At 40.0% G+C, this 12,730-nt stretch carries 10 protein-coding genes and 1 riboswitch; of the genes, 7 read left to right on the top strand and 3 right to left on the bottom strand.

Annotated features, from left to right (window positions below):
* Positions 1–16 precede the first annotated feature (16 nt).
* The 3 genes from ACYQ3L_RS10560 to ACYQ3L_RS10550 are packed head-to-tail and all read right to left on the bottom strand — an operon-like array spanning position 17 to position 4,541.
* Positions 17–619 carry a hypothetical protein gene (locus tag ACYQ3L_RS10560; protein WP_379996095.1) on the bottom strand — a complete coding sequence of 201 codons (603 nt, stop codon included), beginning with the start codon at positions 617–619 and terminating at the stop codon, positions 17–19.
* A 31-nt stretch (positions 620–650) separates the two neighbouring features.
* Positions 651–4,031 (bottom strand): AAA domain-containing protein, encoded by a 3,381-nt coding sequence (locus ACYQ3L_RS10555; RefSeq protein ID WP_379996097.1) that lies wholly within the window; start codon positions 4,029–4,031, stop codon positions 651–653.
* Positions 4,032–4,037: 6 nt separating this feature from the next.
* The gene (locus ACYQ3L_RS10550) at positions 4,038–4,541 is read right to left on the bottom strand and encodes a hypothetical protein (protein WP_379996099.1); all 504 of its coding nucleotides are present in this window, start codon (positions 4,539–4,541) and stop codon (positions 4,038–4,040) included.
* Positions 4,542–4,696: 155 nt separating this feature from the next.
* Positions 4,697–4,793: riboswitch (TPP riboswitch) on the top strand.
* 114 nt (positions 4,794–4,907) lie between these two features.
* Between ACYQ3L_RS10550 and ACYQ3L_RS10545 the strand changes: the two genes are divergently transcribed.
* From ACYQ3L_RS10545 to ACYQ3L_RS10515, 7 genes are all read left to right on the top strand, one after another.
* Positions 4,908–7,136 (top strand): TonB-dependent receptor, encoded by a 2,229-nt coding sequence (locus ACYQ3L_RS10545; RefSeq protein ID WP_379996101.1) that lies wholly within the window; start codon positions 4,908–4,910, stop codon positions 7,134–7,136.
* 101 nt (positions 7,137–7,237) lie between these two features.
* Complete coding sequence (pnuC, locus tag ACYQ3L_RS10540; RefSeq protein WP_379996104.1) at positions 7,238–7,849, top strand: nicotinamide riboside transporter PnuC; 612 nt, start codon at positions 7,238–7,240, stop codon at positions 7,847–7,849.
* Between the two features lie 96 nt (positions 7,850–7,945).
* On the top strand, positions 7,946–9,010 hold the full coding sequence (locus ACYQ3L_RS10535; protein WP_379996105.1) for a glycosyltransferase: 1,065 nt from the start codon (positions 7,946–7,948) through the stop codon (positions 9,008–9,010).
* Positions 9,007–10,071: a glycosyltransferase family 2 protein gene (locus tag ACYQ3L_RS10530; protein WP_379996107.1), complete on the top strand. Its 1,065-nt coding sequence runs from the start codon at positions 9,007–9,009 to the stop codon at positions 10,069–10,071. Before ACYQ3L_RS10535 ends, ACYQ3L_RS10530 begins: the two co-directional genes overlap by 4 nt.
* 3 nt (positions 10,072–10,074) lie before the next feature.
* Positions 10,075–11,364: a hypothetical protein gene (locus ACYQ3L_RS10525; protein ID WP_379996109.1), complete on the top strand. Its 1,290-nt coding sequence runs from the start codon at positions 10,075–10,077 to the stop codon at positions 11,362–11,364.
* Between the two features lie 98 nt (positions 11,365–11,462).
* Positions 11,463–12,158, top strand: a complete 696-nt coding sequence (locus ACYQ3L_RS10520) for a nucleotidyltransferase family protein (RefSeq protein ID WP_379996111.1) — start codon at positions 11,463–11,465, stop codon at positions 12,156–12,158.
* Between the two features lie 26 nt (positions 12,159–12,184).
* Positions 12,185–12,721: a D-glycero-alpha-D-manno-heptose-1,7-bisphosphate 7-phosphatase gene (locus ACYQ3L_RS10515; RefSeq protein ID WP_379996112.1), complete on the top strand. Its 537-nt coding sequence runs from the start codon at positions 12,185–12,187 to the stop codon at positions 12,719–12,721.
* Positions 12,722–12,730 lie beyond the last annotated feature (9 nt).

Here is a 12,730-nt window from a genome sequence, read left to right as displayed (position 1 = left end):
CTTATTTTAAGACCTTTTAGTTAAGATTTCGTACATGCCTCAAAAGTTCCTCTTTAATTACTGTAAATCTAAGACCGATGACCTGATTCGCTTCTATAAAATCCTGATCGTCATCCAGCTCCCTGTGGCGACGGACAAAGTCTTCAAGGCTATCGGCATCCGTATAGCCCTGAAAGATCAACTCCTTAGCTTGTTTAGCGGCTTTTACTTTCGCCGCAATATCATGTAACGAGGAAATAAGGCTCAATGTCTCCAATGCTTTATCCAGCAGTTGATAATCGAGAGATATGCCGAAATCTTCGGCTTCGACCACACGCAACCATTGCAGGATATTACCGATACCCTCTTTAGTGACGCCAGGTATTGGCTGATAGTTCTTATCAAAGATGGCTTCCTTGATATTGGATACAGCCCTGTTTATATCGAATTTCTCAGCTTCGTAGTATTCAGCCGCAGTTTGTTCGTCACAGCCTGTCTGTTCACATATCTCTTTGATTGATTTGGCTTTGAACAGATAGACGCATTTTTCCACATCCCCGTCATTTGCCTGTAATAGCTGCAAGGCCTCATTCATTGGTACAGGGACTATTTTCCGTAATTCTTTTATTTTGCTGGTCATTGCTTGTTCGTTTTTTCGGGACAAAAAGAAGTTATCGTAAACTGATAAGCGATTGGTTTACTATCTTTCTATAGATTGAATCCTGATTCAGTATATAATCATTCCCAATCATAAACAGCTGTTCGCGGGCTCTGGTGAGAGCGACATTCAGTTTGCGGTCCACAGTGCCCTCACGGTTCAGATTACTAAAGAATCTCAATTGATATGGCTTATTGAAACAAAATGAAAGAATGATAATATCCCGCTGGCTACCCTGATAACGTTCTACGGTATCCACCATAATGTCATTAGACTCCGGAATTCCCGCTTCTTCCAGTTTATGCTTTATCAAGGCAATCTGATTACGATAAGGAGTGATTACGCCGATTGTTTTCCGGGCGTCAAAATTCATATTGTTAAGCCTGTAAATCTCAAGTATCGCTTTTATCAATGAAATAACAACGTCCGCTTCATGTTTGTTCAGCTTGTCCGAGTTGTTTGTATCATCTGTTTCTCTGACTGGGATAAAGGCCGTACGCCTAGTTGCTATTAGAGATTGTAATTTGTCTGATCTTTCATATTCCCGGAATTCGAGAGGCATGCTTTGCCTGCCGGTGGCAGTTTTCAGCAAATTATCATAGAAGGTAGGGTTGACGAGAGTGGCAATATCCTCATGCATCCGTCCATGATAGGTCAAAGTGTCATATGCATGTGTCCAGCCTCGTTTTTGACAGATACGGAACAATCGTTCGAATAAGGATTCCCGGCAGTCATACAGTTCAATGTCATTCAATATAGCCTCTTTTACCCCCGACTTGTTTTCATCCTGTAAGGTGATTGTAGACAATTGTTTATGGTCCCCTATCATAATGAACCTGTCGAACAGGGGCAAAAGGCCTATAAGCTGAGGTTCCAGTATTTGAGATGCCTCGTCTATGATAGCAACATCGAACTTCTTAAGATCAAATAATTCGGGCTTTCCGGTAATGGAAGCCAGAGTGCCGACAAAAATGCGGGCATTACCTATAGCCTGGAGTAATTCTTTTCTGTTCTCAGCCTGATGGGAAATGTTTTGCAACAGACGATGGCGGTAACCTTCACCGCACGATAATTCCGAGCCTATACGGATATATCTGTCACACTCGTCTTCACTTTTGCCGAATGCCTGACAAATGGAAGCGCATAATTCATCCACGGCACGGTTGGTATATGCCATTACTAGGATATTTGTATCCTTCCCGGCAGAGAAGCGTTCTATAAGTTGCCGGGCAAAAATGGATGTCTTGCCTGTTCCCGGAGGCCCCACAATAAGGAAGTAATCTTCCGCAGCCAGGACTTTACTTATGATAACCTCTTGCCTTTCCTCTTTTGTCGCATTAGCATACTGTTGTTTACAGCGGGCAGATGAAGCAGGTTCATGTAAGCCAAGCAATAACCTTTTTTTGTCATCAGGGGCAGACAAAAAAGCAAACAGGCTCTTGTACATCGTATTATAGCTATGATCCAGTTTATCATGCTCTACAGCCCAGTATTTGTAACGGGAGAAAAAATCATGGTTTCGCTGTTTATATCTGAAGCGCAGAATAACATGGCCTGAGGTAATTTCTACCACTGTGCCTTTCAGTATCTGATTTGTCAATACAGAATCATCATTGTTTTGACGGGGATACAGGATGCATATTTCCCCTTCACGGAAATTGACACAATCATCCGGGCTATCCCTGCGGAAACGGATAATCATGTCCCGTCCGCTGTTGTCAATATCATCTATTTCAAGGCCTGCAATCAGATCTAAAGCATCCTGCCGTTCTTCAAAAGAGGTATTCCACAAGGCGGATACACTCATCGATGTATTATAACCCTCATCACCTGTCTTCTGAAGGTATAATTCTCGGGTAATGAAACTGATGTACCGATAGAAATATGCCCGTTCTAATGGAGCGGCCTTATCTATTACTTTCTCCAACCCAGCCAACTTGTCTATAAAAAACTGGGGCACACGTCCGTAATTATCCGGATTGGAAAGACTGCCGAAAGTCTTCTCTACGGATTGCGTATCACCGATATATAAATCATGTTCGGTCGCTACAATGAGATTCCGCATATTAATAATCTCCTTTTCTAATTGCTGATAGATAGCGGCAAACCGAATGTTCTCTCCCGCGTTTTCGGCCGAAGAATAAAGGATGGTAGGATATATATGGCGTGCATCTTTTTCGAATACGCTTTGTATCATAAGACGGTAAACGGCTGTCTGCGTCTCATGATTGGGCGCTATTTTGGTAACGTCTTCGCGAGGATAGGGAGGTTTGCCTGATTTCAGTTCGATTATACGGTCTGTCCCTGTTTTGTCGTTTGATAGTTGAAGTAAATCGAGCCGTCCCTGAAACCCGTACTTCTCACAAAAGAAGGATGGCTCAAGCGTGCAGGATGCCACATCGAATCCGTTTGCAGGCATATCGTTCAACACCACTCGCTTTATGTTTTCGAACTGGCTCCGGGCTTTGACCATAAACTCTTTGAAAGCAGCGTTATCACGAATCTCTTTGCATGCCGCATATTCGAATGGCATGGAGCGGAACGACTTCATAAACACCTCTTCGAATACCAGATTATCGGCATCCCCTGCATAAATAAGTTCATCCAAAAAGAAATTGGCAAGATTCCCCAATAATATGTAATGAGTATTTACATTGGGTTCGAATTTACGGCGAAAATAGTGCAGATATGAACTGCCATAGGGTTGAAAACATTCAGCCATTGCTGAAGCATCTATCAGATAATCGGGTTCCAGTACAAACATTTTAGGGATGTAGAACCCCGCATCGTCTACTTTTACGTCAATGAGGTTGAGTTGCGCGCCAATCCAAAGGCGTTCAATAGTTTCATTGAATATATTATTAACGGGAGAGACGTTATATTTCACTTTTAAGCTCTGACCGATAAGTGTTTCGGACCTGCAAATAAGAAGTTCGTCTTCGGCATCGATTTCCAATATCTGTACTCGTATCTTATTTGATAAATCCTGAGACACAGGTTCATAATCGAAAACAGTATCTTCCACATAGTTGAAATCCTGTTTCTCACCCTCGATATATAAAAGGAAATTTTCCAGACCTTCCCTTGCCTGCTGATACTGTCCGGGAGATACCAGATTCTTATCGTTCCGCTGCAGGCAGGATGCTTTTATGCGTATGTTTTGCAACTGCCATTCCAATGATTTTGGCAGTTCATATTTTTGCCCGATAAAGACAAGGCGGGAGAATAAAGAGGGAAACTGCAAAGATTCACTTGCCGTGATATCTTTGCAGACTCTTTCCAGCACCTGTTTCAGGCGGATATATTTATTTCTTAATGATAGGCCGGAACTATCTATTTGCTGTATTTCGGAGAGATAGCCAAAAGATGCTGACAGTGAGATATGATCTGACATAATGGTTTAGTCACGGATATAAATATCCAGATCTACGCCTATCTCAATATCATAATCTGAATTCATTTTCCCTTTTCCTTCGACTATAATAGTTGCATAACCATAACGCCGTATCTGCTCTGTCATTGCATTAAGAAAATATTGTGCTTTTTCAGTTTCGTCCTGGACGGGATAACCTAAATATATGATATCATATTGTAAAACGGCATTTGTCCCATCTACACGAAGATCCATCCAGTCTATATATCCCGTGGTATATACATATATATCTGAATAGCCACTAATAAATTTCAGATCATGTATCTCCACATATCTGTCATATCCTCTTAGTCTAATATCATTTTCGTAAATTCTGAAACTCGTCTGAAAAGTATTATTGGTTGGAACTCTTAGTTCTGCGACATAATCTAAACGTCCTCTGTCCCAGTAATAGTGATCAGTCTCACAGGACGAGAAAGAAACCAACGCTACAATAGAAAAGAGAACCGCGACAAAAATATTCTTTTTCATGTTTTTTAAGTTTTATGTTACAAAGGTAAATTAATTTTATCTAATATTATATATGACTAGGAAAATCCCGTTTTGTAACATCGGAAATCCCAGTTATAGAAAAATTTTATAATAGGTAAACACTTATTTATTGAAAAGGTTTGGTTATCTTTGCCTCGAAGTCTTAGGGGTGCCTTAAAATTACAGGCTGAGATCACACCCATTAAACCTGATCCGGGTAATGCCGGCGTAGGGAAAGAAGATGCTATTGCGCACGTGCATATTCTTAAATTCCGGGAAATCATCTTATCAAACCCCTTTTTTGTTTAACGTCAAAGTATAAAACAAGAATGATTTGTCTTATGCTTATAGAAATTTTGTATTTAAATGAAAAAGGTATTTTTAGCTTTTGCTGCTCTTGTAATCAGTGGAGCAGAAGCAGTTTATTCTCAACAACAGGCGGATAGCCTTAAGCTCATAAAACTGGAGGAGGTAGTAGTGTCTGCCACACGGGTAAGCCGTGGTGCCCCTATCTCCTATTCGGATCTGGGCGAAGTGGAAATTAAAAAGGATAATGCTGCAAAGAACATTCCTTTTATATTACAATCCTTACCATCGGTAGTCTCATATACCGAAGGCGGAACAGCCGTAGGAAACACGGCGCTTCGTATCAGAGGTACGGATGCAAGCCGTATAAATGTGACATTGAACGGTATGCCGCTAAATAATCCGGAAAGCCAGGAGGTATATTGGGTTAATCTGCCGGACTTGTCTAACTCATTGCAAAGCATGCAGGTGCAGCGGGGAGTGGGCACATCAACGAATGGTACAGCCTCTTTTGGTGCCAGTATCTCGATGCAGACAGCCGGAGGAAAGGGAAATAAGGCCTATGCCGACTTGTCATCTGCATATGGGCAATACAATACTCTACTGCTGACAGGTGCTGCGGGAACAGGTATCATGAAAAGCGGCCTGTCACTCGATGCCCGCTATTCGTATATCAAGAGTGACGGATATATACGGAACGGAAAAGTAGACCACAAGAATATATATGCGGCATTATCACACTATTCCGATAAACAATTGATTCGTCTTATATACATGAATGGTATCCAGCATACGGGTATTACATGGGAAGGCATAAGTCCTGAAATGATAAAAATTAACAGGCGCTACAATCCTGCCGGAGAATATAAAGATGATAATGGCAGAACTCAATATTATGATAACGAGACGGATAACTACTATTCCAATATCGGACAGTTGATTTATACCCGTTATCTTACAAACAGGCTGACACTGAATGTAAATCTGAGTTATAATAATGGTTACGGCTATTACGAGAATTATAAAGTAGATGAGGATTTTGCTGATTACGGACTAGGTAAACAAATTGTAGGAGGGACGACCTATGAGAGTTCGGATCTTACATTGCGTAAACTGATGCAAAATGACTTTTATGTAGGCGGTTTCAATCTGGATTATAAAGCTGGTAAGCTGGGCATTACGGTCGGAGCAATGTACAGCTACTATGATGGATCGCATTACGGTAAACTATTGTGGGTAAAGCATAATGAGAATATTCCGGAAGGGTATAACTGGAACCGGAATACGGCCGTGAAACAGGATATGAATGCCTTCCTTAAAATGGAATACCGCCCGGTGGACAACCTGTCGCTATTTGCGGAGGTACAGGAACGCTATATAGATTATCGCATGAAAGGATTGGACGACGATCTGATGGATTTGACCAATAAGAATTATTATAACTTTATAAATCCGAAAGGAGGCCTTTCATTCCGGTTCAGCAACTATAATGAAATTTACGGATCATTCGGAATTTCTAATAGGGAACCATTGCGGGCTGACCTGAAAGAATCACTGAAAGGCGGAGGTTCGCGAAGTATTGCTCCCGAAAGATTATATGATTATGAGCTAGGTTATAAATATGCTAATTCAATGGTTTCGTTCAGTGCCAATTTCTATTATATGGATTATAAAGACCAGTTGGTGCAAACCGGGAAACTGAATGATATCGGTTATAAGTTGCAGGAAAATGTACCTGACAGTTACCGTACTGGTATAGAACTGTCATTGGCTTATACCCCTACCGAATGGTTGCGCCTGGATGGGAACCTGACATTGAGCCGTAATAAGATAAAGAACTATACGGTTTATTACGATCTGTATGATAATCAGAATGACTGGAATCCGGTAGGACAAGTTTCGGAATTCCATAAATCAACTGATATCTCATTCTCGCCGAATACGGTAGGTAGCCTCGGCGTTACATTCAAACCATTCGAGAAAGAAGATTTTACGCTGTCTTTTATCAATAAGTATGTTGGTCGTATGTATTATGACAACACCTCGAATGCCGGAAATCGTTTATCAGATTATTTTGTAACTGATATGGTAGCTTCATATACGCTGGATGCCCCTAAAATAGGTAAATTTGATTTTCAGTTCTTTATCAATAATCTGGCAAGTATCAAATATAGTGCGAATGCATGGGTATATACTGCCCGTTTCAAAGATGGAAGCGAATCGGTTGACCGTGGTTTATATCCACAGGCAGGCGCGAACCTGCTGGGGAAAATAAGATACCGCTTCTGATAGAAATATTAGTTACGAGTTACAAGTTACGAGTTACAAGTAACCGTGTATTGCAACTCGTAACTTGTAACTGCCCAAAGGGCGAAATAACCCGTAACTTTATGATGGATATAATTCTTTCTTTTATAGAAAATAACTGGGTAAGTATAACCGGCGCAATTATAGGGTTGGTTTTCCTGTATTTGGAATACAAAGCAAATGTATGGATGTGGGCTGTAAGTATCGTTATGGCTGCATTCTATATTTATATATTCTATAAGACAGGGTTGTATGCCAGCATGGGGATTTATATCTATTTCTTTCTGGCTTCTGTCTATGGCTGGATAGTATGGATTATGCGTAACAGGGACAAAGATTCGGGAGCGGAGATTATTACCCATGTCGGGAAGCGGTTCATTATTCCCATTATCATAGGAGTGATAATTATCTCGTTGTTGATTTATCTTATTCTGATACAATTTAGCCACAATCCGTCCTTTGTTACTATCGGGGACGCCCTTACCACATCGCTCAATATTGTCGCGTTGTGGATGATCTCCCGTAAGTGGGCCGAGCAGTGGTTGCTCGTAATACCTGCGAATGCTGTATCAAGCATATTATTATTCGTACAACAAGATATCATGTCGGGAATATTATTTTTCATCTTTTTCGTAGTATCTATTTTCGGATATATCAATTGGAGAAGAATGATTACCAGTCAATTAAGTATCTAAAAATAAGCTAAAGAAAATATATAAAAGCAATATTTTTCTCAATATATAGATTATTCCTATTATCTTTACAAATTCAAATTGTAGGTAAAGTATTAAATGAAGATTTTCCAGATCATAACAGTTTCAGAATATGGGGGAGCGCAGACGATTGTGGCAAATCTGATTAAAACTTTGAGTTCCGAACACGAACTATTTGTTTTATATGGAGGCGATGGCGAAGCATGGAACGCTTTAGGAAATAATTTTACAAAAATAAAATTAAACAATCACCGCAAAGAGGTATCAATAAGAGATATAGGTCTGCTCCTCAAACTTTATTATTATAGATTCAAGTATAATCCTGATGTCGTACACCTTCATTCTTCAAAGATGGGTGTATTGGGACGTATTGTTTTTAGCCGAAAAAAAACAGTATATACGGTTCATGGTTTCGATTCGATACGGAAAGCTTTTAAGCGTTTCCTTATCGTAGAACGTTTTCTCAAAAACCGTGCGTACAAAATAATCGGGGTCAGCCAATACGATGTGGACAGCATGCGCGAGGAAGGTATCTATAAGAATGTGGAATGTATATACAATGGCGTTACGGACCTGTATCCGGAGCAGGTGGAAATAAAGGACCGGATTACGACAGAACTGGACAAGCTGCAATTATCATACTCCAAAACCGTAATGTGCATATCCCGTATCTCAAAACAGAAGAAATTCGACCTTTTCCTTGATATAGCGAAACGAATGCCGCAATACGCATTTGTGTGGATTGGAAATAAAAAGGAGGTACATGATGTTCCTTCCAATGTTTTCTGTTTAGGAGAGGCCCATCTGGCATGCTCCTACCTGAAATATGCAGATCTGTTTATACTTCCGTCTAATTATGAGGGTTTACCCATGTCTTTACTGGAAGCTTTGGCATTCGGAGTTCCGGTGGTTGCATCTGCAGTCGGGGGTATAACTGAAATACTCGACGGGAAAAACGGTTTTGCTGTAAACAATGATATAAACCTGTTTACAGAGAAGATAGAATACATCCTTTCGGATGAAAATATAAAAAAAAGCATGTCAATACATGCAAGACAATCATATCTTGCTAACTTTACAATCGAAAAAATGGTAGACGGATATAAATCTGTCTTTAACGCAATCGTTGCAAATAAAAAATGAACAAGCCTCTGGTTTCAGTATTGATGCCTTGTTACAATGTGGAAAAGTATGTGGGAGAATCAATGAACTCGATTCTGAATCAAACATATACAGATTTGCAGATTGTAGCCATAAACGATTGTTCTACGGATAATACAGGCCGGATACTGCAGGAACTGGCCCGAAAAGACCCGCGTATAACGGTCGTGGAGAATGAGGAAAACCTGAAACTTATAAAAACCTTGAATAAAGGGATCTACCTCTGTAAAGGTGAGTATATTGCCCGCATGGATGCGGATGATATAGCTTTGCCCACCCGTATAGAAAAGGAAGTCGCATTTCTGGAGAAAAACAAAGAACATGATATTGTCAGTACGCTTTTTTATGCTTTCAGAACAGGGAATCCCGGAAAACGGGATTTGCACCATAGTCCCCTGAAAGATGAGGAATTAAGAGCCTACCTGCTATTTAAATCGGGTATTTGCCATCCGGCTGTTATGATCCGCAGCCGTGTATTCAAAGAATTAGGGCTGAGTTTTGAGACAGAGTATCTTCATGTCGAAGATTATGCGTTATGGTCCAAGGCTATATATAAAACAAAACTTGCTAATATAGGGGAACCACTTCTTTTGTATCGTGTTCACCAACAACAGGTGTCGTCACTGAATGAAGCACTACAAACTGACAATAAGAAAAAAGTATTCAAGATCCATTGCAGGCATTTAGGTCTGCCCATAGACGATGATTTCCTGGAAATATATTCATCGGTCGCAGAATGTGTACCGTTACATTCATCTTTTAAGTACTTGGATATGTGTGAAGGGTTCATGCTTTCATTGATTCGGATAAACAGGGATAAACCATTTTGTGATGGAGCCTATCTTGAGCACATGCTATCAGTTCACTGGCTCCGGTTATGTGCAAATTCGCGTCTGGGGTTGAAAGTCCTGCGCAAACTGAAAGAGTCCCCTTTGTATAAGGAAGAAAATTATACATCAAGAGATTTTGCTATTCTTTACACAAAGTGTACATTTAAACTCAAATATAGAAAGTCGCTTATTTACAAATTTGTATTCAGGTAATATATGTCCAAGTTAAAGCAGATTATACCTATGTTTTTGCCGTTGATATTGACGTTTTACCTCATATATCCGCAGGCACTCGATGTGGGGGGAAGGGCTTTTACTTTCTTGTCGGGGATATTGGGATTCGGCCTGTTCGCCTATCACCGTTTTCCCTTCAAAGAAATAGTATCTGTTTTAATAGCGATGGGGGCAATGTATTTTATATTTTATACCTCCGGCTGGTTGAATAACGTAGATGACCCTTATACAACCGGATATTTCCGAAGTCAGATAGCATGGCTTTTTTCTGCATACTTCATTATATTCACCATTTTCAAAATACATAAAAAACCTTCTTTCAATACAGTGTTGCTATATATTGCCGCAGCAATAGGCCTTCAGGCGCTTATAGCTTTCGGGATGAATGTCAATGATAGTATAAAAGATTTCTTTTTCTCTTTACAGATGCAATCCGAAATTACGGAAGAAATCCTGGAAGAGGGGGCCGGCCAGCGTATTATGGGGTATGGTATCGCTTTTTTTGGAGCAGGAGCTGTAGCCGGGCTGGGACTTATCATTATCTCTTACCTGCTGATGAGGATGAAACTTAATAATACAGGTTTCATAGCGCTGGCGCTATTATACGTTTTCACATTCTATATCGGCCTGTTTATGGCGCGTACGACAGTAATCGGCGCCGCTGTGGGATTGCTGGTAATAGCTATATTATATCTGTGGGACAACAGGTCGGTGAAGAAACAGGCCAGAATCTTTTTCATATCATCCATTTTTATGATGGCCGGGGGCTACGTCTTCGCTATGTTCTATTTTCCGCACTTCTCGGATTGGGCTTTTGAGCTATTTACAACATTTCTGCGCACAGGTAAACTGGAGACCAGATCATCGGCCGGTCTGGAAAAAATGTTTAAGATACCGACTGATTTAGATACGCTGATATTTGGTACAGGGAGGATGATCTTCATGGGCACGGATGTCGGATATTCACGTATGCTGTATTATGTAGGCATTCCCGGTACATTGTATTTTTATTGTTACCCGATGATTATCGCCAAGTTGTACCAGACTAAAGACTGGGCGGTAAATCTGGTATCAGTGGCTATTATAGTGTATTGCCTGGGGTTGAATGTAAAAGGATGGATAGATCTAAATCTGATTATATACCTGTTCTTCTTTTATTTCATGTTCTATAAATACTATATCTATATACCGGGCCGGAATATAGGAACCAGAACGCTGGCTAGTTTCAGAAATGAAAGGAGTAGAAGAAGCAGGGAATCGACCATATCATAAGTAACCGGAAGTAAAGAAAATATTATTTAGTCGCAACCAACAGTAACCATCATACATAAAAAAGGAACAAACAGGTCATAGACCTTAAATAAAGAATAATGAAAGAGTGCATCATTTTAGCAGGAGGCTTTGGCACACGTTTGCAGTCGGTTGTGAGCGATGTTCCTAAATGTATGGCGGAAGTTGCCGGAAAGCCGTTTTTACGGTACTTATTTGATTACGCGGCTAATGAGGGATTCAACCACATAATCCTCTCATTGGGCTATAAGTTTGAAATTGTTATCAGCTGGCTGGAAACGCAAAACATGCCTTTCGAAGTATCATATGTAGCGGAAGAATATCCTTTAGGTACAGGCGGAGCTATAAAACTGGCATTCACAAAAGTAAAAGGGACAGAAGCCTTTGTCATAAACGGTGATACTTTTTTTGATTTAGATTCGGAATCATTTCTGGAATTTCACAGGGAAAAGGAATCAGATATATCAGTAGCACTTAAACCGATGCAGGATTTTGACAGGTACGGCTCTGTAGAATTGGATGATGAACAACGTATTATACGCTTTAATGAAAAGGAATATAAAAAAGAAGGATTGATAAACGGGGGTGTATATATAATCGCAAAAAAACTATTTTCAAAGTTATCTCTGCCCGAAAAATTCTCTTTTGAAAAAGATATAATGGAGTCACATATTCACGGTATAAATATTTACGGTCACCGGCTGGATAATTACTTTATAGATATAGGGATACCTTCCGATTTTGAGAAAGCGAATGTGGATTTTCTTGGAAAATAGGAGGAGCGAATAAGAATATGGGTAATATGAAGAAATACAAATATCTTTTTCTGGACAGAGATGGCGTAATTAATGTGGAGCGTCCCGGTGATTATGTAAAAAATACATCCGAATTTGTCTTCGAAAAAGATTCATTAAAGGCAGTCGAGCTATTATCTCAGGCTTTTGATTATATATTTGTGGTGACTAACCAGAGAGGTGTAGGGCGGAATGTAATGTCGTTGTCTGATCTTGAGCATGTACATAACTATATGTTACATGAGATAGAAAAAGCCGGAGGAAATATTACCCGTGTATATTTTTGTACCGATCCGGATACTTCAGCTGTAAACCGGAAACCCAATATAGGTATGGCATTCCAGATCCAGCGGGATTATCCTGAGGTTGACTTTGCCCGGTCAATAATGGTAGGCAACAGCAAATCAGATATTGAATTCGGTAATAAGCTGGGAATGTTTACCATATTGGTAGGTGATAAATATAAAAAAGGAACTAAAATATATGAGTCTGTAAATGCTTATTACGAAAATCTGTATAAGTTTGCAGTTAATTTTACAAAATAAAAAATCCGG

The organism is Dysgonomonas termitidis, from assembly GCF_054657735.1.
Note: the sequence above shows the minus strand (reverse complement) of the source record. Positions and strands in the feature narration are given on the sequence as shown.